Genomic DNA, 22331 nt, shown 5'->3' with positions numbered 1-22331 from the left:
GCGTCTACTTGTTGTTCGCCTGTCCGCACATCAGTGCTTCCGCCTCGGCCTCCGGCCGGGGCAGTTTCTCCTTGATTCCACACTTGAACAGTGAGGAGTACGGACCCGGTTGCCAGGTGGCCAGGGTTCCCCGCACGACTTTCTTCCCGTCGTTGCCGCAGCCGTAGGAGAAGGGAGCCTCGACGGCATCGATGGATACGACGGCCACCATCACCCCGGAAGACTTTCCCGAGCTGGTTGATAGTTCCCTTTCTCCGGGACCGAGGGTGAAGGTAGCACCTGCCATCGCCAGCTCAAGGCCTGTCGCACTTTCCAGGGAGGCAACAGCGGCCTGCGCGTTGACGTCGTCTCCCTTCCGGTCGGGTGTGACGGCCGATGTGAGAGTTCGGATCGGGGAAAGGTGATAGGTGAATTTCTCTGTCTTGCCGTCCGGGATGTCCTCCCGGTGTGCGTCGGACACGGCAACCAGCGTGTCCTTGTGCGTCACTTTGCCCCAGTGGAACCTCCCTGCCTGGCAGGCCCAGCTTGTGGGAGCTGGGCGGCTTGCAGGCTTCGTACTGGGTGACGGGGATGCCTGGGGCTCTGTCTGGGGGGCGCAGGATGTCGCGGACAGAGCCACCGCGAGCGCGGTCACGTAGCGTGCGGCTTTTTTCATCAGTGGTGGGCGCACTTCGAGAGGGCCAGCTTGGCCAGGCCGTCCTTTGCCGATTTGTCGCATCGACAGCCGTCCTCGTAGCCGTATTCGACTCCCTTGATGGAGGTGCTGCCGGTCAGACTGACCTCCGCCTTCAGCGTTTGTCCGGGTGCGAGGAACACGGAACCCAGTAGCGCTACGACAAAGGCGAGCGGAAGCCGGGTCCGGGCTTTCACCAGGCCTGCCTTGAAGCTTTTTCTCAGCATGATGTGGGCTTTCTGCGGGTTACGCGGTGAGGTCCTGGACGTCGAGCAGGTAGGCGCTGGCCCGGAGTTCTTGGTCGCCGCGGGCGTCGATGGGTGCGAGGTAGCGGCCGAGGGACGGCCGCCGATGAGGAGCACACCGCCGGTGCGCAGGTCCGCCTTCTGTGTGGTGGCGAGCCATCCGTAGCGGGAGTTGCTGCTGGTGTCGCCGGTGTCTGCGTAGCTGTGGACGGTGGTGGCACCCGTGGCGGGGTTCGGCGTGATGGCTTCGTTGCCTTGGACGTCGGTGAGGACCAACGACCGGTGGGAAGCGTTGTGTTTTTCCTTCCAGGCGGGGAGTTCGGACGGGCCGCGTTGGCGTCGGTGCGGGATGACCAGGCCGGTGCCCTGGTAGCCGCCGTCTGCGATCACCGTGGTCTTCCCGACGGCCTCCTTGGCGCCGGACGGCTCCCCCGCCTTGCCGTCGTTGCGGTTGCCGGGCAGCGGTCGGCCGACGGTGACGACCAGTTGGGTGTCGGCGTCGATGATCAGCACGGTGTCCTCGCGGAACCGCTTGCGCTGCTGAAGGGCGCGTACGGGTCCGAGGTGGTCGATGACGCGGTCGGCCGCTGACTTGGACACCCCGAACAGCGGCACCAGTTGGCGCAGGGTCAGGTTCGTCCGCCAGTAGGCGGCGACCAGCAGCACACGGTCCTCCCAAGGCAGGCTCCAGGGCCGGTCCTTGCGCACCGGATGTGCACTCTCGCGCCGGAGCGCGGTGATCAGCTTGCCGAACTGGCGTGGGCTCAGCCCAGTGAACAGGGCTGCCCAGGAGGGCTGCGACGCCGTGATCACACCAGACACAGCAAGATCATCTCACCCGTGACCAGCAGCTGCGGGACAGCCCTTAGGGTCAAGAAGTCGATGGCGGAGGCGATCCGGGGGCACCTGTCCTCGGTCCTCGGCAGTGCCGTCAACGACCGGCGTCTGCTACGCAGTCCGATGAAGTGGGGTTGCAAGACCGCTACCAGATCGCTGTCGATCTGGCATCGGCCTCGGGCCGCGCCAAGGCGAAGCGTTCGGTCTCGCCGAAGATGACTTCGACTTCGCGGCTGGAGTCGTCCACGTCCGCTGCCAGCTCAGGTGGGACATGAAGGGGCGCCCCTACTTCTCGCTGCCCAAGGGGCGCAAGACCCGCGAAGTCCCCCTGCCAGCCAATCTCGCGCTCCGGGCCCGAGCCCACTTCCGCCGATTCCCATCGACATCCTGCACGCTGCCCTGGCGGAACCCGGAGGTCCCCACCACCGCGCTCGAAGAGCGTCAGCGAAAGCCGATCACGATCAACCTGATCCTCATCTCGTCGCACGGCAACCGCATCTACTACCGCACCTGGAACGACCGCAGCTGGAAACGCGCGCTCGCCACCGCCGGGCTGATCAAGCCCGTGGGCGAGAAGGTGCGGCACGACGGCAATCGCATCCGCCGGGTCCCGCGCTATGCCGCCCCACGCGATGACATGTTCCACGTCCTCCACCACACCTACGCGAGCGTGCACTGCAGGCCGGTGAGTCGGTCGTCAGCCTGTCCAAGTGGCTCAGGCACTCGACACCGAAGGTCACCCTCGATCACTGCGCTCATTTCATGCCCGGCGCGGGGCAGCGCGGGCTCGCTGCGATGGACGTCTGGCTTCGGGACTCTGCCGAAAATCCCTGAGAAGTCCCTACGGGCGTGGATCGCCCCTCGGGTCCCCTCGAACATCCACGCCAAAGGCATGGTGCGACAGGGCGCCGACATGTCCGTCAAGTACAAGGAGACGGCGCGGGGCGGGCTGGCGGTGAACATCATCGAGTGCTGAGCGGATGGCCCCGACCCGCGCGTGCGCTCCTTCCGGTGCCGTCGGGGCCTTGACCGCTCGCTCGGCGGAAAGCCGCCGGGAACGCCCGTGTCAGTCGGCGTCGGAATCCTCCAGCGGGAGCACCAGGCGCACGGTGGTGTGGTGGTCGCCGCTGTCGAGGGACGTGGTGCCGTGGTGGGCGGTGACGACGGCCTGGACGATGGCGAGTCCGAGGCCGGTGCTGCCGGTGGTTCGGGAGCGGGCGCTGTCGGCGCGGACGAACCGGCCGAAGACCTCCGGCCGGATGTCCTCGGGAATGCCGGGGCCGTTGTCGTGTACCTCCAGGCGGGCGTGGTCCCGCTCGGTGGTGAGGGTGATGGTGACCTCCGTGCCGGGTGGGGTGTGGGTGCGGGCGTTGGCGAGCAGATTGCCGATCGCCTGTTGCAGCCGGTGTGCCTCGCCGGGGACGGTGACGGGTTCCTCGGGCAGGTCGAGAATCCAGTGGTGGGCGGGTCCCGCGGCTCTGGCGTCCTCGACCGCGTCGAGGACGAGCAGGGTGAGGTCCACGGGCACGCGCTCCAGCGGGCGGCCGGCGTCGAGGCGCGCGAGGAGGAGCAGGTCATCGACGATGCGGGTCATGCGACGGGATTCGGCGCCGATGCGCTCCAGGGCGTGGTGGACCGGTGCGGGGACGGGGCCGTGGTGGCGCAGGGCGAGTTCGGCGTGGCCGCGGATGTTCGCGACGGGGGTGCGCAGTTCGTGGCTGGCGTCGGCGGCGAAGTGCCGCAGGCGTTCCTCGCTGGCCTGGCGGCGGGTGAGCGCGTCCTCGACGTGACCGAGCATGTGGTTGAGCGCGCTGCCGACCTGACCGATCTCGGTGCGCGGGTCGGTGTCGGGCAGGGGACCCGGCATGGCGACCTCGCCGCTGGCCAGCGGCAGCCCGGCGACCTCGGCGGCCCGTGCGGTGACGCGTTGCAGGGGGCGCAGGGAGACTCGTACCCACAGCGCGCCCGCGATGCCGGTGCCGAGGAGAGCTGCTGCGAACAGGACCGCCTCGACGGCTTCGAGGCGGTGCACGGTCTCCTCGACCGGATGCAGCGGCAGACCGGTGATCAGGGTGTCTCCGTCGTCGCCCGCGACGGCCGTGACGCGGTATCCCCCCAGATCCGACAGGTGGATGCTGTGCCCGTCGCCGTCCACGGGGACGGCCTTGAGCGCATGGCGGTCCTGCGGGGTGAGGGGGACGGCGCGGTCGGTGTCGTCGTCGATGACGGCGGCCTGGGTGACCGTGCCGCGCAGCAGGCGGGCGCCGAAGGTGGTGTCGGGCTGGCCGCGGGTGTCGGGAAGGTTGTCGGCGTCGGGGCGGGCCTCGTGTTCCAGGCTCGCGGCGAAGCGCCCGCCGGAGGCGGCGAGTTGCTCGTCCAGGCGCCCCATCAGGAATCCGCGCAGCGCCAGCGCGGTGGTGATGCCGACGGCCAGGCAGGCGAGGGCGAGCAGGGTGACGAGGCCCGCGGTGAGCTGGCCGCGCAGGGTGCGGGGGGCGGGGCGTTTCACGACGGGTCCGGCTTCAGGACGTAGCCGACACCGCGCACGGTGTGGATCATGGGGGTGCGTCCGGCCTCGATCTTCTTGCGCAGGTAGCTGATGTAGAGCTCGACGACGTGGGCGCGGCCACCGAAGTCGTAGGCCCAGACGCGGTCCAGGATCTGCTGCTTGGACAGGACCCGGCGTGGGTTGCGCATGAGGAAGCGCAGCAGTTCGAACTCGGTGCGTGACAGGTCGATGGTGTCCCCGCCGCGTCTGACCTCCCTGGCCTCCTCGTCCATCGTGAGGTCTCCCACGACAAGGCCCTCCGTCGTCGGCTGCGCCGTCAGTCCGGCTCGCCGCAGCAGTCCGCGCAGCCGGGCCAGCACTTCTTCGAGGCTGTAGGGCTTGGTGACATAGTCGTCGCCACCCGCGGTGATCCCCGCGATACGGTCCTCGACCGCATCCCGGGCGGTCAGGAAGAGCACGCACACGCGGGGCGCCTCGCGCCGCAGCGACCGCAGCACCTGGAGTCCGTCGAGGTCGGGGAGCATCCAGTCCAGTACCACCGCGTCGGGCCGGAAGGCACGGGCCGCCTCCAGGGCGCTCGCGCCGTCCGAGGCCGTGCGGACCTGCCATCCCTCACCGCGCATGACCGTGGACAGGACATCCGTGACGTCGGGTTCGTCGTCCACGACGAGGACCCGTACGGGCCGGTCGTCGGGGTGATGCGCCGTCGAGGGGGTGGAGGGCTCGTCCATAGTGCGTCCAGCATCTCCCGGCGCCCGGTTCGACCGCGCGCGCCGAGGCTCTGAGTTTCCTCTGAATCTCCTCCGCGACGCCCGGCCCCCGCCGTTTCAGAAGGTACGCAGAGGTTGGGCTGTGAGGCTGGGCGCCCGTCACCGGAAGAAGTGACCCGGAGGTGTCCATTGACCGCCACGCACACCGCGTCGCCCGCGTATCCGGAGCACGCCACGCGTCACCGGCGTCCGCGCCGCAGCGCCGTGCCCCTCGCCGTGCTGACGGCGATCTGGGCCGGGGCCGCCGGGGTGCTGGCCCTGTGGTGGAGCGACACGGCGTCGGTGGTCGGCCCGGCGGGCTGGCTCACCGGAGCGGGACGCATCACCGGACTGCTGGCCGGCTACGCCTGCGCGATCCTCCTCGCGCTGATGGCCCGCGTACCCCTGCTCGACCACACGATCGGCAGCGACCGGCTGGCCCGCTGGCACGCGCTCGGCGGGCGCTGCACGGTGTCGCTGGCCCTCGCGCACACCCTGCTGATCATCTGGGGCTACGCGCTGTCCTCGCACACCGGCGTGGTGAGCCAGACCTCCTCACTCGTCCTGCACTACCCCGATCTCCTCAAGGGCACGGCCGGATTCCTGCTGTTCCTGCTCACCGCCGTCCTCTCGGCCCGCGCCGCCCGACGGCGGATGAGCTACGAGACCTGGCACTACCTGCACTTCGCCACCTACCTGGCCGTCTTCCTCTCCTTCGGACACCAGCTGAGCAACGGCGCCGACTTCGTCGGCAACCGCCCCGCCCAGGCGGCCTGGTACACGCTGTTCCTCACGGTCGCCGTCCTGGTGGCGTGGTACCGCTTCGTCACTCCCGTGCGGCGCGGATTCCGGCACCGCCTGCGGGTGGTCGCCGTCCACCCCGAGGCACCCGGTGTCGTCTCCGTCCACCTGACCGGGCAGCACCTGCTGGAGCTGGGGGGCGATCCGGGCCAGTTCCTGCGCTGGCGCTTCTGGGCCCCCGGCCTGTGGTGGACGGCGAACCCCTACTCGCTCTCGGCCCCCGCGCGGAACGGACTTCTGCGGATCACGGTCAAGAGCGCCGGCACCCACAGCTCCGCTCTGGCCCGGCTGCGTCCGGGCACCCGCGTCTGGGCCGAAGGACCGTACGGCAGCCTCACCGCGAACCGCCGCTCCGCCTCCAAGGTGCTGCTGCTGGCCGGCGGCGTCGGCATCACCCCGCTGCGCGCCCTGTTCGAGACGCTCCCCGGACAGGTCACCCTCGTCTACCGGGCACGGCGCGTCGAGGATCTGGCACTGCGCGCCGAGCTCGACGCGATAGCCGCCCGCCGGGGCGGGACCGTGCGCTACGTCGTCGATGAACCCGCCGCCCACTCCTCGCCTCTCACCGCCCACGCCCTGAACGCCCTGGTCCCCGACCTGGCGGCCCACGACGTCTATCTGTGCGGCCCGCCCGGCATGACACAGGCGGCCCTCACGGCCCTGCGCGACGCCGGTGTCCCCTCGCGGCGCATCCACCACGAGTCGTTCGCCTTCTAGGGAGAGACCCCATGCGCCGAGCCCTTCTCACCACCGGCGGAGCCAGCGCCCTCGTCGTCACGCTCCTCGCCCTCAAACCCCACCAGCTCCCCGCCCTCCAGTCCGGTTCACCCTCGCCCCGTACCCCCGTGCCCACCGCGACGGGCTCCGGGTCCGCCGCGAGGACGGGCACCTTCACCGGTGACGCCGTACCGACCCAGTACGGGGCGGTCCAGGTCGCCGTCACCCTGGCGAAGGGAAGGATCACCGCGGTCAAGGTCCTCCAGGCACCGGATCAGAGCGGTCGCGACCAGGAGATCGCCTCCTACGCCCTGCCCCGCCTCACCCGTGAGGCGCTCGGCGCCCAGAGCGCGCACATCGACGCGGTCTCCGGAGCCAGTTACACCAGTCAGGGCTACGCGGAGTCCCTGCAGAGCGCCCTGGACAAGGCCCATGCCTGACACCGCCGTATACGGCCTGCGCCACGTCGAACACGTCATGGGCACGGTCTTCTCCTTCGACGTCCGCGACCGGGAGACCCCCGCGCTGCGCCGCGCGCTCGACGCGGCCGTACGCCACCTGCACCACGTTGACGCCGTGTTCTCCACCTACCGCCCCGACAGCCACATCAGCCGCCTGGAGCGCGGAGAGATCACTGTCGAGGACTGCCCGCCCGAGGTCCACGAGGTCCTGACCCTGTGCGATCGAGTCGGCCAGGACAGCGACGGCTGGTTCAGCACCGTCCCCGCCGGGCACCTCGACCCGTCCGGGCTCGTCAAGGGCTGGGCCACCCAGAGAGCGGCCCAGATCCTCCACGACGCCGGCGCACGCCGCATCTGCGTGAACGGCGGCGGGGACCTCCAGTTCCGCGGCCGGCCCGCTCCCGGCCGGCCCTGGCGCGTCGGCGTCGCGGACCCCCGTCGTCCGGGCGAACTGGTCTGCGTGGTCACCGCCGCGCACGACCTGGCCGTCGCCACGTCCGGAACCGGCGAACGCGGGGCCCACATCCTCGACCCGCACACCGGCGGACCCGCCACCGCCATCGCCTCGCTCACCCTCGTGGGACCGGGGCTCACGCTGACCGACGCCTACGCCACCGCGGCCTTCGCCCGAGGCGACGGCGCGCGCGAGTGGGTCGAGCGGTTGGACGGCTACGAGGCCCTGGCCGTCCTGCCCGACGGCCGGACCTGGCGCACCACGGGGTTCGGCGCCCATGAGACGTAGCGCGGGAGCCGCGTCGGCCCCCCGGCGGGGACGCGCACCTCCCCACGGCACGACACCGGCTTCCGAACCTCACGGCCGCCGTTTCTCGCCGGCCCCTCGCACAACGCCACCACCAAGGAGATCCCGTGGGACCCGATCTGATCAATGGCATACCCGCGCACATTCTGCTGGTCCACGCCGTCGTGGTCCTCGTGCCCCTGACCGCTCTCGCACTCATCGCGAGCGCCGCCTTCCCGCCCGTCATGCGCCGGTTCGGTCTCGCCCTGCCGGTCCTGGCTCTCGTCTCCCTGATCAGCGTGCCCCTGACGACACACGCCGGGGAGTGGCTGGAGCGGCATGTGGACAGCGATCCTCTGGTGCGCAAGCACGCGGAACTCGGTGACCAACTCCTGCCGTGGGTGCTCGGACTGTTCCTGCTGGCCACCGGAGTGTGGTGGGTGTACCGCCGGGCCACCCGGACCGGCACGGCGCGGCCCGCGCCGGTCTCCGTTCCCGTACGCGTCGCCGCCGCCGTCCTGGCCCTCGCCGTCGGCGCCGGTGCCGTCGTGCAGGTCTACAGGATCGGCGACTCCGGAGCCAAAGCGGCCTGGCACGACGGCTATTCCGCTACCGCGCACTCCGACCGGCACTGAACGGAGCCTCGATCCCGCAGATCACGGGGCCTCGGTTCACTCGTGGTGGTGATACGCGGACAGCGGGGCCGTACCGTGCGCGGGTCGGGGCGAGGGTGGACCGGCCGGGTCGTGCACGCCTGCGGCGACTTTTTGTTGCCGTATGACTACTCTTCGTGTCTGTGAGGGTCCAGTCGTTCGCGCGTGACAGCCGCTCCCTGCCGTGGGCCGGGGCGGTTGCCGTCGTGTTGCTGGCCGCTCTTCTGCATGTTCTGGGCTGTGCGCACGGACCTGTGGCGGTTGCCGGGATGAGGGCGGACGTGCCCGTGGCGGCCACGCAGAGTGGGGGTGCGGGCGGGCCGTTCGCCGCGTGGGCGGGCGGTGGGGCCGGGGAACGGGCGCCCGTGCCGGACGGGGGGACGCGGTGCGAGGGGCTGGACGAGCCCACGCTCGCGCCGCCCCGGGACGCGGAGCCGGGGCCCGGGTCCGCCGCGCTGCCCTTCGTACGGCTCGGAGCGGAGCCGCGCCCGGCGCCGGGGGCCGCCGCCGGGCTCCTTCCGGTGGTGCGCGCGGCCGGGCCCGCGCGCGCTCTGCTCGGCAGCTGGCGGACCTGATCGGACCCCGTGTCCCGGCCGACGGCCGGGCACGTCGGCAGCCGATCGTCATCCCCCCTCGCCCGACACGCGGCCGAGCACCCGTCCGCGGTGCCCGGCCGGAGGAGCAGTGCGCCATGAGCGACCCCGTCCGAACTCCCCCGTCCCTGCCCGCGGCCCAGGTCTTGGCCGACGCCAAGTACCCGCTGCACACCCCCGCCGGTCTGGTCGGCAACACGCCCGTGCTGTGGATCGGAGCCCCGTTCACCGCCGCCGGAACCGGCTTCTGGGCGAAGCTCGAAGGGCACAACCCCGGTGGCATCAAGGACCGTACGGCCCTGCACATGGTGCGCGCCGCGCGCGAGCGCGGACAGTTGCCGCCCGGTGCGCGCATCATCGAGTCCACGTCCGGAACGCTCGGCCTGGGGCTCGCGCTGGCCGGGGCCGCCTACGGCCACCCCGTCACCGTCGTCACCGATCCCGGCATGGAACCGATGATGACCGGCCTGCTCACCGCGTACGGCGCCGAGGTGGACCTGGTCACCGTCCCGCACCCGGAGGGCGGCTGGCAGGAGGCCCGGCGCGAACGGGTCGAGGAGCTGCTCGGCGCCCATCCGGACGCGTGGTGCCCCGACCAGTACAACAACCCGGACAACGTCGCCGCGTACGCTCCGCTGGCCCGCGAACTCCTCGCCCAGCTCGGCCGGATCGACACCCTGGTGGTCTCGGTGGGCACGGGCGGCCACTCCGCGGGCGTCGGCTCCGTCCTGCGCGAGCAGCTGCCCGGGCTGCGGATCGTCGGCGTGGACACCACCGGCTCGACCATCTTCGGCCAGCCCGCCGCCCCGCGCCTGATGCGCGGCCTCGGCTCCAGCATCCACCCGCGCAACGTCGCCTACGACCTGTTCGACGAGGTGCACTGGGTGGCGGCGCCCGAGGCGGTGTGGGCCGCCCGCCGACTGGCCCGGCACCACTACGCCACCGGCGGCTGGAGCGTCGGCGCGGTCGCCCTCGCCGCGCGCTGGCTGGCGCGCACCCTGCCGCCCGAGAACCGGGTCGCCGCCGTCTTCCCGGACGGACCGCAGCGGTACGTCGGCACGGTCTACGACGACGCGTACTGCCGTCGGCACGACCTCCTCGGCCGGCCGCCCGCCGACGACCCCGACGAACTCGCCGCCCCCGGCGAGCGGGTGGTGACCCGCTGGACCCGGTGCACCCGCGTCAGCGATCCCCTGGCGGCGCACGGCGACCTCGTGGGGGCGGTCCGATGAGGCGGCTCTGGCGGCAGACACGCTCCTTCCCCGCGGGGGCCCGGCTGATGATGGCCAACCAGTTCGCCATCAACCTCGCGTTCTACATGCTCATGCCCTACCTGGCGGCCCATCTGTCCGACGGACTCGGGCTCGCCGCCTGGGCGGTGGGGCTCGTGCTGGGCGTGCGCAACTTCTCGCAGCAGGGCATGTTCCTGATCGGCGGCACCCTCGCCGACCGGTTCGGGTGCAGGATGCCCATCATGGCCGGGTGCCTGCTGCGCACCCTCGGCTTCGCGCTGCTGGGCTGGGTGGACAACCTGCCCGCGCTGCTCGCCGCCTCCGCGGCGACCGGGTTCGCGGGCGCCCTGTTCAACCCGGCCGTCCGCGCGCACCTGGCCGCCGAGGCGGGTGAGCGCCGGGTGGACGCCTTCGCCACCTTCAACGTGTACTACCAGGCGGGGATGCTGCTCGGTCCGCTCGTCGGACTCGCCCTGCTGGCGGCCGACTTCCGGCTCGTCTGCACGGTCGCGTCGGCGGTGTTCGCCGTGCTCACCCTGCTCCAGTGGCGCACCCTGCCCGCGCGGCCCCGGTCCGCGGCGGACACCGGCCGGGAGAGTGTGGTGGCCCAGTGGCGCGGCGTGGTGGCCAACCGGCCGTTCCTGCTCTTCTCCGCCGCCATGATCGGCTCGTACGTCCTGACCTTCCAGGTCTATCTGGCTCTGCCGCTCGCCGCCTCGGACGCCCTCGGCAGCCGGGGGACGGCGGCCACCACCGGGCTCTTCGTGGTGTCCGCCGGGGTCGCGGTGCTGGGCCAACTGCGGCTCACGGGCTGGGCCAAGAAGCGCTGGACACCCGAACAGGCGCTGGTACGGGGCCTGTTCGGGATGGGGCTCGCCTTCGTCCCGCCCGCCCTGAGCCCGCGCGCCTCCCCGACGGCCGTCCTGGTGGCGCTGGTGGCGGCCGTCGCGCTGCTCGCCGCCTGCTCCGCGGTCGTGTACCCCTTCGAGATGGACACCGTGGTGGCCCTCTCCGGCAACAGGCTGGTCGCCACCCACTACGGCCTCTACAACACCGTCTCCGGTCTCGGCATCACGCTGGGCAACCTCGGAACGGGCGCTCTCTGGGACTACGCGCGCGATCACGACGCCACCTGGATCACCTGGACCGCGCTGGCCCTGACCGGCGCGGCCTGCGCGACCGCCGTGGCGGCCCTCGCCCGCGGCGGACGCCTGACCGCACCCCGGCGGCAGGCGCGGCCCGTACCGGCGTGACCGGATGTCCGGTCACGGGATGCCCGGGGCGGGAGATTCACCCGTGCTCACGGGGGTCACCCGCGCCGGGGCGGGCATAGGACAGGCAACTCCTGTCCTCCATCCGGCACTTCAGGGAGTCGTTCCATGCTCCACGGCATCGATGTCAGCGCGTATCAGTCGGCCTCGTACGGGACCGAAGGGCTTTCGTTCGTCTTCGTGAAGGCGACGGAGGGGCGGTCGTATGTGAATCCGAGGTTGGCGGCCCAGACGAAGCACGGGCGGGACGCCGGGCTGGTGGTGGGCTTCTACCACTTCCTGTGGCCGGGGAACATCACCGCGCAGGCGGAGTACTTCGTGAGCCACGCGCCCGAGCGGGCCGGGGACATCCTCGCCGTGGACTGGGAGACGACCGGCGAGGGGACGCACGCGAGCAACGCGGAGAAGGACCAGTTCATCCGGGCGCTGAAGAAGCTCCGCCCGCACAACCGGGTGCTGCTGTACTGCAACCGCACGTTCTGGCTGGACCTCGACACCACGTCGTACGCGGGCGACGGCCTGTGGATCGCGGACTACGTCGGCGCCGGGCATCCCCGGATCAAGGCGAAGTGGCGTTTCCACCAGTACACGAGCACCCCGCACGACACGAACGTGGCCGACTTCTCCAGCAAGGCCGCGCTGAAGGAGTGGGCCACGCCGTAGCCGTCCGGTGCGCGCGGGGTCGGCGCGGGGTCAGGCCCGGAACTCCTCCGGGCGTTCCTCCGTGGCCGCCGACAGCGCCGCGCGCACCGCGTCCACGCCTCCGCGCAGGCCGTAGACGGGGGTGCCGGGCTGCTGGCGCCAGGAGTCGTCCAGGCCGCCCGCGTCCACGGTGTCGAAGCCGAGCGCGTGGATCAGGTCGCGGACGGCCCGCTTGGCCGCCTCGTCGTCGCCCGCGACGGGCAGTGCCATGCGGTCGGGGTCGCCCGCCGGGCGGGCGCGGTCCAGGATGTCGGCCGCGTAGGTGCCGTTGAACGCCTTGACGACCGGGTGGCCGAGGTGCCGTTCGGTCCAGCGGCTCTCGGTGACGCCGTCGTCCTCGACGGCGTCGATACGGCCGTCCCGCTCGCGCGGGTAGTAGTTGCCGGTGTCAATGACCGCGACGCCCTCGGCCGCGCCGTCGAACAGCCCGGCGGGCAGGTCGGGCACCCGCTTCAGCGGGACGGTGACGACCACGATCTCCGCGCCCCGCGCGGCCTCCCCGGCGCGCACCGGGGTCGCGCCGGTCTCCTCGGCCAGGTCCCGCAGGGTCTCCGGGCCGCGGGAGTTGGCCACGGACACGTCGTGGCCGAGGGCGGTGAGCCGCCGGGTGAGGTTGCCGCCGATGTTGCCCGCGCCGATGATGCCGATCTTCATGAGGGCCTCCTGCTCAGGTCGTCGCTGCCGTCCCGGACGGCCGCCGCCCCGCGCGGTGTGTGCGCGTGCATACGTCCGCCCCGCCCGCCAGAACCCCACCGCTCCGGTCACTACTCCGCCGCTCACTCGAACGGGTGACCCCGACCCCACGCACGCTCCGCGCACGCCCCGCGCATGCCGGGAGGGACGCCCCTCCCGGCCGCGTCGGCTACTTGCTCAGGTACGTCCAGAACTCGTCGAACGACAGCACCTTGTCGCCGTCGATGTCCCGGCTCTTGATGATGGCCTCGGCCACCGTGTCGGTGACGTTCCAGTCGCCGCCCTGCGCGAGGGCCGACTTGAACTCGGCGGCGGTGATGAACCCGTCCCCGTCCGCGTCGATCCGCTGGAACTCCTTGCGCGCTTCCTCGATGTCCGCCACCGATCCGCCCCTTTGTGTTCGTGCTTGCCACGCCCCATCGGCGTACTGACGCTGGTCAGATTAACGGCCGCACCCCTCTCCTCAGTACGGCGCCCGTACTCTTCCCCGTACGGCGGCTGCCCGCACGCGGCTCTCCGGGCGCTCCGAAGCCCTGGTACGGGCGGGAGTCCGAGGAGGACACGATGGAGGATCTGCGGGACGTGGTGGCCGCGGTGGGGAGCGGCTGCCTCCCCCCGGCCGACGGACGCACGGTGGTCGTGCCGCAGGCCGGGGAGCGGGACGCCGGGGTGCTGGCCTTCACCGGGCACTCGGTGGTGTTCACCGACGAGGACCCGGAGTGGGTGCGCGCCGCGCTGGCCGCCACCGGCGCCGACCCGCTCGCCGCGCCGCTGAGCCCCGCGTTCCTGGCCGCGCTCCAGGCCCGTACCGGGCGGGTCTGCGACACCGTGGACGTGCTGCTCACCGCGACCCCGCTGCCCGGCCCGCCGACCCTGGCGCTGCGGGCGGCCGACGGGAGCACGCACCCGCGCGTCGGTCGTGCCCGGACCCGCCGCGACGGCGTACGGGCCTGGCGGGCGGACGGCGGCGTCCTGGTCCTCGGGTACGGCGTCGCCGGGCGGCTGGAGGTGTCGGTCGAGGTGGACGACGGGGTACGACAGCACTCCGAGGCGCGCACCGGAACCGCACCCAGACCCGGTCTCGGGCATCAACTGGCCTTCAACGCACGGCACTTGGCCGATGGTCCCGTCTGGGCCCAGGTCTCCCCCGGCAACGCCCGCAGCCTGCGCGCGTTCCTGGCGGCCGGGTACGTCCCCGTGGGCGCCGAAGCCCTGCTGCCGTACCCGGACCCCACGCCGGAGCCTGCCCCGGAGCACGGTGCCGCGCTGAGCCGTCACGGCTCAGCGCAGGATCCCCGTGTGACCCAGTGAGTAGCGGCCCGGCTGGGGGTAGACGGCCAGACCGTGCGGGGCGCTGCCGACCTTGACGCGGGCGAGCTGGACGCCGGTGCGGGTGTCGATGGCGTAGACGACGGAGTGGTGGAGGCCGGAGAGCCACAGGACGCGGCCGTCGGCCGAGACGCCGCCGGTGTCGGGGCTGGCGCCGCCGGGCAGCCGCCACTTCCGGGTGACCCGGTGCTTGGCGAAGTCGTAGACGGAGACGGTGCCCTCGGCCCGGTTGGAGACGTAGAGCTCGCGGGAGTCGCGGCTGATGTGCAGCCCGTGGGCGCCCTTTCCGGTGGGGACGAACGAGGGCTCGGAGAAGGCGGCGCCGTCCAGAATCCACAGGCCGTTCGCGGCGGCGTCCGCGACGAGGAACCGGCTGCCGTCCGGGGCGAGGCGTACGTCCTGCGGCATCGCGCCGGTGTGCGGCAGGACGCGCCGGGCGACCACCTCCATCCGCGCGGTGTCCACCTTGAGCAGGGTGCCGCCGCCCTCGCAGGAGACGACGAAGTAGCGGCCGTCCGCGGAGAAGTCGGCGTGGCCCGCGCCCGCGCAGTCCAGCGGGACCGAGCGGACCTCCTTCATGGTGTGCGCGTCGAGCAGGACGATCCGCCGGTCGTCGGCGGCGAGGACGACCGCGTAGCGGCCGTCGGGGGTGAAGTACAGGTTGTACGGGTCGGGGACCGGCACCGGGGTGCCCGCCCGGCCGGTGCGCGGGTCGATGGGGGTGAGGGTGTCGCCGAGGTCGCTGCCGACCCAGAGCGTCCTCAGATCCCAGGACGGCACCACGTGCTGCGGGCGGTGGCCGACCCGGATGGTGCCGACGACCCGGTAGCTCGCCGGGTCGATGACGCTGACGGTGTCCGAGCCGGAGTCGGGCACGTAGACGCGGGCCGGGAAGTCCCGTACGGCGGCGGCCAGTCGGCGGTCGGCGCCGTACACGTCGGACGGGTCGGCCACCGGGGGCATGCCGGGCAGCGGGGTGCCGGGGGGATGCCCGTCGGTGCGCGGTCCGGGCTGGTCCGGGGGCGCGCTGCCGAACGTCTGCTCCTCGTGCCGGGGTGTTCCGGCGCAGGCGGCGGTCCCGGCGAGCGCGGCGAAGCAGACGGCGGCGAGGAGCCACGTGCGGAGGTGTCCGCGGGTGCGGCGGGCGGCGCCGCGTGGAGGGGGCGTGGTCACCCGCACCATTTAAGGGGTGCGGGGCCGGAAATGCCGTACGGCCGGGGTTCGTGTCCGCGCGCCCGCCGGGCGGGAGGACCGAGTCCGGGCGGAGGGCGCTCCCGGTCAACCGGTCTACTACAGGTCCACCGGTCTACCGGTCCAGCACCCGCATCTCGAACCACGTGGTCTTGCCGCGCGGCAGCAGGTCCACGCCCCAGCGGTCGGCGAGTTTGTCCACCAGGAACAGGCCGCGGCCGTTGATGTCGGTCTCCTGGACCGGGATCAGACAGGGCAGCCCGCGCGAGGGGTCGCGGACCTCCGCGCGGACCCAGCCGCGGCGGCGGCGCATCCGGAGGCCGAAGAGGCGGGCGCCAGTGTGCCGTACCGCGTTGCCGACGAGTTCGGAGACGAGGAGGACGGTGTCCTCGGTCATCCTGGGGGTGAGGGCCCAGTGGCGCAGGACGACGATCTGGGCGAGGCGGCGGGCGGTGGCGGCGGACTCCGGACGGGACGGCAGGATCACCTCTGCGTCGGCCGGGTTGCCGAACAACTCCAGTGCCTTGAGGCCCTGTTCGTCCTCCACCGCGGGCGACCAGCGTGCCGCGGCAGCACGGCTCTGTCCCCGCGGCTGTTCGATACCCTCCAGCCCCGCCATGCCCCCATGATGGCCGTCCCCGGCGGCCCGCGTGGGCGTTCCGGCGGAATACGCCCCCTGTACGCCCCCGTCCCGCTCCAGTCCCCCGGCATATGCCGACGGCACAGCGGCGTCGGGCACGACCGGGCTGACCTGCGGCGAAAGCTCATGGCCTGGCAATCGCACAACTCCCTCGACGAGGCAGGCTTACGGTGGACCAAGGCTGCCACAAACCGCCCCGCCGAGGGAGCCGGATGAGACAACGCGTCAATTGCAAGGGCTGTCCGGGAAGTTCACCGAAAAGTTCAATGCTGAAGCTTCTCGGGTGCCGGGTCCCCGTGCGCGCGTCCCGGTCGTGCTCCGGTCAGCTGAACTCGGCCTTGCCCGGCCCCTCCGCCACGAAGCTCCGCATCCCCCGCTCCCGGTCCTCGGTGGCGAACAGCCCGGCGAACCAGCCGCGTTCGACGGTGAGGCCGGTGTCGATGTCGGTCTCCAGACCCGCGTCCACCGACTCCTTCGCGGCGCGCAGCGCGAGGGCCGGGCCGCGGGCGAGCCGGGCGGCCCAGGCGTGCGCCTGCCCGTACACCTCGGGGGCCGGGACGACCCGGTCCACCAGGCCGAGCGAGAGCGCCTCGTCGGCCTTCACCATGCGGCCGGTGAAGATGAGGTCCTTGGCCCTGGACGGGCCGATCAGCCGGGGCAGCCGCTGGGTGCCGCCCGCGCCGGGGATCAGGCCGAGCAGGATCTCGGGCTGGCCGAGCTTGGCGTTCTCGGCGGCGATCCGGAAGTCCGCGCACAGCGCGAGTTCACAGCCGCCGCCGAGGGCGTAGCCGGTGACGGCGGCGACGACGGGCTTGGGGATGCGGGCGACGGCGGTGAACGCCTCCTGGAGGCCACGGGCGCGCAGGACCATCGCGGTGTGGTCCATGTCCTGCATCTCCTTGATGTCCGCGCCCGCCGCGAACACCTTCTCCCCGCCGTAGATCACCACGGCGCGCACGTCGTCGCGGCGCGTGGCCTCCTCGGCGAGTTCCTTGAGCCGGTCCTGCGTGGCGACGTCCAGCGCGTTCATCGGCGGACGGTCCAGGCGCAGCGTGCCGACGCCTTCGGCTACTTCGAGAGTGACGGTCATGCAGAGCAGGTTAACGGTCACTAACGACGGCGGACCCGGTGCCGTGGGTCACAGCACCGGGTCCGCCCCCATCAGCCCTCGTCCGCACCGTCCCCCGTCCGCGCCGTCACGGGGCGGGCGGGGGACGGAACGTCACTTCTTCCAGTCGGCCCAGGACATGTTCCAGCCGTTGAGGCCGTTGGCCGGGTCCACCGTGCGGTCGTGGGAGTTCTTCACCTCGACCACGTCCCCGACCATCGAGTGGTTGAAGAACCAGGCCGCCGGGACGCTCTTGCTGTAGCCGCCCCGCACGTCGCGCAGGCCGACACAGCCGTGGCTGGCGTTGTAGTTGCCGAAGGCGCCGCCGCCCCAGTAGTTGCCGTGGATGAAGGTGCCGGAGTCGGTAAGGCGGATGGCGTGCGGCACGTCCTTGATGTCGTACTCGCCGCCGTAGCCGACCGTCTCGCCGTTCATGCGGGTGACGGTGAGCTTCTCGCTCATCACCATCCGCCCGTTCCACGTCTCGTAGCCGGGCTTGCCGGTGGTGACGGGGATGGTGCGGACGGTCCTGCCGTCCTGGGTGACCTTCATGACGTGCTTCTTGGCGTCCACGACGGACACCTGGTCGCGGCCGATGGTGAAGGACACCGTCTTGTGCTGCTTGCCGTAGACGCCGTCGCGGCCCTTCACGCCGTCCAGGTTCAGCGCGACGGTGACCTTGGTGCCGGACTTCCAGTAGTGCTCGGGGCGGAAGTCCAGGCGGTCGTTGCCGAACCAGTGGCCCTCGACGTCCACGGGCGGGTCGGTCGTGACGCGGATGGCCTTCTCGACGTCCGCCGGGTGCGTGATGCCCCGTGTGAAGCGGACCGAGAACGGCATGCCCACGCCGACCGTGGAACCGTCCTCGGGGGTGAACCGCCCGATGAAGGTGTTCTTCGGCGTGAGGGTGGTGAAGCGGGAGTCCTCGGCGGAGGTGCGCCCCGCGGAGTCCTTGGCGACCGCGTGGACCGAGTAGGTGGTCCCGGCGGCCAGATGGGCGGACGGCGTCCAGGTGGCGCCGCCCCCGGATATCGCGCCCTCGACCTTCGCGCCCCTGCCGTCCTTGACGGTCACCTCGGTCAGCCTGCCCTTGGCGACCATGACCTTCAGCGCGCCCGTGGTGTCCACGTTCTCGGCGCCCTGCTTCGGCGCGATGGTGAGGGCCGCGGCCGACTGCGTGGTCTGCGCGCCGCGCGGCTCCTTGCCGCCGCCGTCCTTGCCCTCGGGGTGCGAACCGCCCCCGCCGCCACAGGCTCCGAGCGTCACCAGCAGTGCGCCCGTGAGGAGCGCCGCCCCCGCTCGGCCCCGTCGTCGGCCCGCCGCCGACGCCCCCGATACAGGCCGTATGTTCACTCGTTCTCCCCTCGCCGGGAATGGTCCCGGCCCGCTCCCCGCCACACTGGTGTGCGCATGCTAACCGCCTGGTACGGGGCGGGACGTCCGCCGAATGTCACCGTTGCGTCGCAACTTCGGCCCGCCCGGACGCCCCAACCCCGAACCCTCTACGGTTACTTCACCGCACCGCCCGCTTTCCATTCCCGCCAGCCCATGTTCCAGCCGCCGAGCCCGTTCTCCGGGGAGACCGTCCGGTCCTGGCTGTTGACGACCTCGACCACGTCACCGACGAGGCTGCGGTCGTAGAACCAGCCCGCCGGGGTGTCGGAGCTGCCGCCCTTGACGTCGCGCAGGCCGACGCAGCCGTGGCTGACGTTGACCTCGCCGGGGGCCTCCGGGGACCAGTAGTTGCCGTGCAGGAAGGTGCCGGAGTCGGTGAGCTTCATGGCGTGCGGCACGTCGGGGATGTCGTACTCGCCGCCGAAGCCGACGGTCTGACCGTTCATCCGGGTCACTTCGAGCATCTCCATCACCACCATCTTGCCGTTGTAGGTGGTGGTCTTCGGGGCGCCCGCCGTGATGGGCACGGTGGCGAGGAGCTCGCCGTCGCGGCGGACCTGCATCATGTGCCGGGCGGCGTCCACCAGGGAGGTCTGGCTGCGGCCCACGGTGAAGGAGAAGCTGCGGGACTGGAGCCCGTAGACGCCGGGTGCGCCCTCCACGTCGCGCAGGCCGAGGTCCACGGTGACCTCGGTACCGGGCTTCCAGTACCGCTCGGGACGGAAGTCCAGGCGGTCCTTGCCGAACCAGTGCGGGCGGATCTCCACGCCCGGCTTCGCGGTGACCCGTACGGCGCGCTCCACGGCGGCCTTGTCGGTGATCTCCCGGTTGAACGCGAGGGAGACGATCATCCCGGTGCCGACCGTGGCACGGTTCTCCGGGGTCACGTAGCCGATGAAGCGTTCCGCCGGGACCTGCGTGGTGAACGTGGTGTGCCGGGCGGAGCGGCGGCCGTCGCCGTCGCGCGCGACGGCGTCCACGGTGTAGCGGGCGGCCAGGGACAGCTTCGGGTCGTCGGGTTCCCAGCTCCGGCCGTCCGCGCCGAGATGGCCGGGGACGGCGGTCGCCCGCGCGTCCAGTTCCCTGACGACCTTCACCTTCTCCAGCCGTCCGTCCGGCACCCGTACCGTCAGGTGTTCACCCGGACGGACGCCCTTCTCCCCGTCGCCGGGGCTGATCCGGATGGCGTCCTCGGGTGCCCTCGGCTTGCCGAGCATCCGGTCCACGTCGAGTCCCCCGGACCCTCCGGCGGAGCAGCCCGCCAGCACAGTCGCCCATGTCACTGCCGCCGCCAGCGCGGCCCCCGCGCGCCGCGCGCGTCCCTTTAGGTACGTCACGCCGGACTCAACGACGCGGCCCGCTCCGGGGAAACGTGAGTGCGAGGCCGGGGCTGGGCAGAACTGTGGAAAGGACGACGCGATGGGGAGCCGCCACGCCCGCGTCCGTCCCGTCGGGGTGCACCCGTACGGGGCGCCGGCGTCGTGGCTCCCCGGCGGCAGCGGGTGCCGGCGGCACCCCCGGGAAGAGGGGCCGACTGGTGACGAGCGCAGCCGAGCAGCGGGCACTGTCCGAGGGGCGGACGGCCGGGGGCGGGGTCCCGGCGACAGCCGTCCGGGGCGGCGCCCGTCGCGCCCCGGCCCCTGCCGTGCCGGTGTGGCCGGGCGCCCCGACCCCGCTGGGGGCGCGGTTCCGGGTCGGCCCCGACGGGGTGGCGGGCACCAACTTCGCGCTGTGGGCGGGCGGCGCGGAGGCGGTCCGGCTCTGCCTCTTCGACGAGCGGGGCCGCGAGACACAGGTCCCGCTGACCGAGCTGACCCACGAGATCTGGCACGGCTTCGTCCCCGGCGTCCGGCCCGGCCAGCGGTACGGATACCGGGTGGCGGGCCGCTGGGACCCGTGGACCGGCGCCCGCTGGAACCCGGCGAAGCTGCTGCTGGACCCGTACGCCCGTGCGGTGGACGGCGAGTTCCGGCTGCCGCCGGAGGTGTACGGGCATGTCCGGGACTGGCCGGACCAGCCGGTCGCGGACACCGTGCGCGACGACCGGGACTCGGCGCCGTACGTGCCGAAGGGTGTCGTTGTCCACGACGACGACGACTGGGCGGACGACCGGCGGCCGAAGACGCCGTGGGCGGACTCGGTGATCTACGAGCTGCACGTGCGCGGCTTCACCAAGCTGCACCCCGGCATCCCCGAGGAGCTGCGCGGCACGTACGCGGGGCTCGCGCACCCGGCGGCGGTCGAGCATCTGGTGAAGCTGGGCGTGACGGCGGTGGAGCTGCTGCCGGTGCACCAGTTCGCGCACGAGGACCACCTGTTGCGGCGCGGCCTGAAGAACTACTGGGGCTACAACTCCATCGGCTACTTCGCCCCGCACGCCGCCTACGCGGCCTCCGGCACCACCGGTGAGCAGGTGGGCGAGTTCAAGCGGATGGTGCGCGCGCTGCACGCGGCCGGGATCGAGGTCATCCTCGACGTGGTCTACAACCACACCGCCGAGGCGGGCGAACTCGGCCCGACGCTCTCCCTGAAGGGCATCGACAACCGGGGCTACTACCGCCTCCAGCACGACGCCCGCCGCTACGCCGACTACACGGGCTGCGGGAACACCCTGCACGTGGTGCAGCCTCAGGTGCTGCGGCTGATCACCGACTCGCTGCGCTACTGGGTGACCGAGATGGGCGTGGACGGCTTCCGCTTCGACCTCGCGGCGGCGCTGGCCCGCTCCATGCACGACGTGGACATGCTCTCCCCGTTCCTCGCGGTCATCTCCCAGGACCCGGTGCTGCGCCGGGTGAAGCTGATCGCGGAACCCTGGGACATCGGCTCGGGCGGCTATCAGGTCGGCGCGTTCCCGCCGCTGTGGACCGAGTGGAACGACCGCTACCGGGACGCCGTGCGCGACTTCTGGCGGCACGCGCTGCCCGACGTGCGCGAGATGGGGTACCGGCTGTCCGGCTCCAGCGACCTGTACGCCTGGGGCGGGCGCCGTCCGTACGCCTCGGTCAACTTCGTCACCGCGCACGACGGTTTCACCCTGCGCGACCTGGTCTCGTACGAGGGGAAGCACAACGACGCCAACGGCGAGGGCAACCGGGACGGCACGGACGACAACCGGTCCTGGAACTGCGGCGCCGAGGGCGAGACCGACGACACCGGGGTACGGGCGCTGCGCCGCCGCCAGTTGCGGAACCTGCTGACCACGCTGCTGCTGTCCACGGGCGTGCCGATGCTGGTCGCGGGCGACGAGCTGGGCCGCACCCAGCGCGGCAACAACAACGCGTACTGCCAGGACAGCGAGATCAGCTGGCTGGACTGGTCGCTGCTGGACGACCCGGAGTGGCGGCCCCTGTTCGAGCTGACGTCCCGGCTGATCGCGCTGCGCCACGCCCACCCGGTGCTGCACCGGCGGGCCTTCTTCTCCGGCCGCCCCCACTCGGCGGACGGCCTGCGGGACCTCGCCTGGTTCACCGCACGCGGCGCCGAGATGACCGAGGGCGACTGGTACGCCCCCGCCGCCACCCTCGGCATGTACCTCTCCGGCCGCGACATCCCCGGCCGCGACGAACGCGGCGCCCCCGTCCTGGACGACAGCTTCCTCACCGTCCTCCACGCCGGCGACACCCCGACCCCCTTCGTCCTCCCCGCCGCGCCCTGGGCCGAGCGCTACGAGGTCCTGGTGGACACGTCGGCGGAACGACAGGACACGGCCCCGGGGACGGTGTTCGAGGCGGGGACGGAGATCGTGGTGCCGGGGCGGACGGTGTTGCTGCTGCGGGTGGGGTGAGGGGGC

21 protein-coding genes and 1 pseudogene are annotated in these 22331 nt (G+C 72.2%); 11 read left to right on the top strand and 11 right to left on the bottom strand.

What is annotated here, in order from left to right; all coding sequences use genetic code 11:
- Positions 1-4: 4 nt before the first annotated feature.
- Complete coding sequence (locus KUM39_RS03190) at positions 5-460, bottom strand: hypothetical protein (RefSeq protein ID WP_217783805.1); 456 nt, start codon at positions 458-460, stop codon at positions 5-7.
- Positions 461-1191: 731 nt separating this feature from the next.
- Positions 1192-1740: pseudogene (locus tag KUM39_RS03185) on the bottom strand (helix-turn-helix domain-containing protein); the annotation flags it as partial.
- A gap of 286 nt (positions 1741-2026) precedes the next feature.
- On the opposite strand from KUM39_RS03185, the gene KUM39_RS28040 reads away from it, so the two are divergent.
- Entirely contained in the window at positions 2027-2731 is a 705-nt protein-coding gene (locus KUM39_RS28040) for a hypothetical protein (RefSeq protein ID WP_246619510.1), read from the top strand.
- Positions 2732-2821: 90 nt separating this feature from the next.
- Here the strand turns inward: KUM39_RS28040 and KUM39_RS03175 are convergent, their stop codons facing one another.
- On the bottom strand, positions 2822-4264 hold the full coding sequence (locus tag KUM39_RS03175; RefSeq protein WP_217783804.1) for a sensor histidine kinase: 1443 nt from the start codon (positions 4262-4264) through the stop codon (positions 2822-2824).
- A complete protein-coding gene (locus KUM39_RS03170; protein WP_217783803.1) occupies positions 4261-4995 on the bottom strand; it encodes a response regulator transcription factor in 735 nt (244 codons plus the stop codon). Before KUM39_RS03170 ends, KUM39_RS03175 begins: the two co-directional genes overlap by 4 nt.
- A 168-nt stretch (positions 4996-5163) precedes the next feature.
- On the opposite strand from KUM39_RS03170, the gene KUM39_RS03165 reads away from it, so the two are divergent.
- From KUM39_RS03165 to KUM39_RS03130, 8 genes are all read left to right on the top strand, one after another.
- The gene (locus KUM39_RS03165; RefSeq protein ID WP_217783802.1) at positions 5164-6531 is read left to right on the top strand and encodes a ferredoxin reductase family protein; all 1368 of its coding nucleotides are present in this window, start codon (positions 5164-5166) and stop codon (positions 6529-6531) included.
- 11 nt (positions 6532-6542) lie between these two features.
- Entirely contained in the window at positions 6543-6971 is a 429-nt protein-coding gene (locus tag KUM39_RS03160; protein WP_217783801.1) for an FMN-binding protein, read from the top strand.
- Positions 6964-7734, top strand: coding sequence for an FAD:protein FMN transferase (locus KUM39_RS03155; protein WP_246619509.1), 771 nt, complete (start codon positions 6964-6966; stop codon positions 7732-7734). The genes KUM39_RS03160 and KUM39_RS03155 overlap by 8 nt, the downstream gene beginning before the upstream one ends.
- Before the next feature lie 125 nt (positions 7735-7859).
- A complete protein-coding gene (locus KUM39_RS03150) occupies positions 7860-8366 on the top strand; it encodes a DUF2231 domain-containing protein (RefSeq protein ID WP_217783800.1) in 507 nt (168 codons plus the stop codon).
- A gap of 305 nt (positions 8367-8671) precedes the next feature.
- Positions 8672-8959, top strand: a complete 288-nt coding sequence (locus KUM39_RS03145) for a hypothetical protein (protein WP_217783799.1) — start codon at positions 8672-8674, stop codon at positions 8957-8959.
- A 116-nt stretch (positions 8960-9075) separates the two neighbouring features.
- Complete coding sequence (locus tag KUM39_RS03140) at positions 9076-10209, top strand: PLP-dependent cysteine synthase family protein (RefSeq protein ID WP_217783798.1); 1134 nt, start codon at positions 9076-9078, stop codon at positions 10207-10209.
- Positions 10206-11462 (top strand): MFS transporter, encoded by a 1257-nt coding sequence (locus KUM39_RS03135; RefSeq protein ID WP_217783797.1) that lies wholly within the window; start codon positions 10206-10208, stop codon positions 11460-11462. Before KUM39_RS03140 ends, KUM39_RS03135 begins: the two co-directional genes overlap by 4 nt.
- A 126-nt stretch (positions 11463-11588) precedes the next feature.
- Positions 11589-12143 carry a glycoside hydrolase family 25 protein gene (locus KUM39_RS03130; protein WP_217783796.1) on the top strand — a complete coding sequence of 185 codons (555 nt, stop codon included), beginning with the start codon at positions 11589-11591 and terminating at the stop codon, positions 12141-12143.
- Positions 12144-12173: 30 nt separating this feature from the next.
- On the opposite strand, the gene KUM39_RS03125 is transcribed toward KUM39_RS03130, so the two are convergent.
- On the bottom strand, positions 12174-12935 hold the full coding sequence (locus tag KUM39_RS03125) for an NADPH-dependent F420 reductase (RefSeq protein ID WP_308288035.1): 762 nt from the start codon (positions 12933-12935) through the stop codon (positions 12174-12176).
- Positions 12936-13044: 109 nt separating this feature from the next.
- Positions 13045-13257, bottom strand: a complete 213-nt coding sequence (locus tag KUM39_RS03120) for an EF-hand domain-containing protein (RefSeq protein ID WP_217783794.1) — start codon at positions 13255-13257, stop codon at positions 13045-13047.
- Between the two features lie 182 nt (positions 13258-13439).
- Between KUM39_RS03120 and KUM39_RS03115 the strand changes: the two genes are divergently transcribed.
- Positions 13440-14186 carry a GNAT family N-acetyltransferase gene (locus KUM39_RS03115; RefSeq protein ID WP_246619508.1) on the top strand — a complete coding sequence of 249 codons (747 nt, stop codon included), beginning with the start codon at positions 13440-13442 and terminating at the stop codon, positions 14184-14186.
- Here KUM39_RS03115 and KUM39_RS03110 read toward each other — a convergent pair.
- From KUM39_RS03110 to KUM39_RS03090, 5 genes are all read right to left on the bottom strand, one after another.
- Complete coding sequence (locus tag KUM39_RS03110) at positions 14157-15386, bottom strand: YVTN family beta-propeller repeat protein (protein WP_217783793.1); 1230 nt, start codon at positions 15384-15386, stop codon at positions 14157-14159. The genes KUM39_RS03115 and KUM39_RS03110 overlap by 30 nt on opposite strands.
- Before the next feature lie 124 nt (positions 15387-15510).
- Complete coding sequence (locus tag KUM39_RS03105) at positions 15511-16014, bottom strand: ATP-binding protein (RefSeq protein WP_217783792.1); 504 nt, start codon at positions 16012-16014, stop codon at positions 15511-15513.
- A gap of 343 nt (positions 16015-16357) precedes the next feature.
- Positions 16358-17125, bottom strand: a complete 768-nt coding sequence (locus tag KUM39_RS03100; protein ID WP_217783791.1) for an enoyl-CoA hydratase/isomerase family protein — start codon at positions 17123-17125, stop codon at positions 16358-16360.
- A gap of 132 nt (positions 17126-17257) precedes the next feature.
- Complete coding sequence (locus tag KUM39_RS03095; protein WP_217783790.1) at positions 17258-18496, bottom strand: L,D-transpeptidase; 1239 nt, start codon at positions 18494-18496, stop codon at positions 17258-17260.
- Between the two features lie 155 nt (positions 18497-18651).
- Entirely contained in the window at positions 18652-19875 is a 1224-nt protein-coding gene (locus KUM39_RS03090; RefSeq protein ID WP_217783789.1) for a L,D-transpeptidase, read from the bottom strand.
- A 200-nt stretch (positions 19876-20075) separates the two neighbouring features.
- Between KUM39_RS03090 and glgX the strand changes: the two genes are divergently transcribed.
- On the top strand, positions 20076-22325 hold the full coding sequence (gene glgX, locus KUM39_RS03085) for a glycogen debranching protein GlgX (RefSeq protein ID WP_217783788.1): 2250 nt from the start codon (positions 20076-20078) through the stop codon (positions 22323-22325).
- The last annotated feature ends 6 nt before the right edge of the window (positions 22326-22331 follow it).

This window comes from Streptomyces corallincola, assembly GCF_019104725.1.
GTDB classification, from domain to species: Bacteria; Actinomycetota; Actinomycetes; order Streptomycetales; family Streptomycetaceae; genus Streptomyces; species Streptomyces corallincola.
This window is presented reverse-complemented; position numbering and strand designations above follow the sequence as displayed.

Coding starts and splice junctions, on each gene's coding strand:
- KUM39_RS28040 (WP_246619510.1), top strand. CDS start 2,027: ATGAAGGGGCGCCCCTACTTCTCGCTGCCCAAGGGGCGCAAGACCCGC.
- KUM39_RS03170 (WP_217783803.1), bottom strand. CDS start 4,995: ATGGACGAGCCCTCCACCCCCTCGACGGCGCATCACCCCGACGACCGG.
- KUM39_RS03160 (WP_217783801.1), top strand. CDS start 6,543: ATGCGCCGAGCCCTTCTCACCACCGGCGGAGCCAGCGCCCTCGTCGTC.
- KUM39_RS03155 (WP_246619509.1), top strand. CDS start 6,964: ATGCCTGACACCGCCGTATACGGCCTGCGCCACGTCGAACACGTCATG.
- KUM39_RS03140 (WP_217783798.1), top strand. CDS start 9,076: ATGAGCGACCCCGTCCGAACTCCCCCGTCCCTGCCCGCGGCCCAGGTC.
- KUM39_RS03135 (WP_217783797.1), top strand. CDS start 10,206: ATGAGGCGGCTCTGGCGGCAGACACGCTCCTTCCCCGCGGGGGCCCGG.
- KUM39_RS03130 (WP_217783796.1), top strand. CDS start 11,589: ATGCTCCACGGCATCGATGTCAGCGCGTATCAGTCGGCCTCGTACGGG.
- KUM39_RS03115 (WP_246619508.1), top strand. CDS start 13,440: ATGGAGGATCTGCGGGACGTGGTGGCCGCGGTGGGGAGCGGCTGCCTC.
- KUM39_RS03110 (WP_217783793.1), bottom strand. CDS start 15,386: ATGGTGCGGGTGACCACGCCCCCTCCACGCGGCGCCGCCCGCCGCACC.
- KUM39_RS03105 (WP_217783792.1), bottom strand. CDS start 16,014: ATGGCGGGGCTGGAGGGTATCGAACAGCCGCGGGGACAGAGCCGTGCT.
- KUM39_RS03100 (WP_217783791.1), bottom strand. CDS start 17,125: ATGACCGTCACTCTCGAAGTAGCCGAAGGCGTCGGCACGCTGCGCCTG.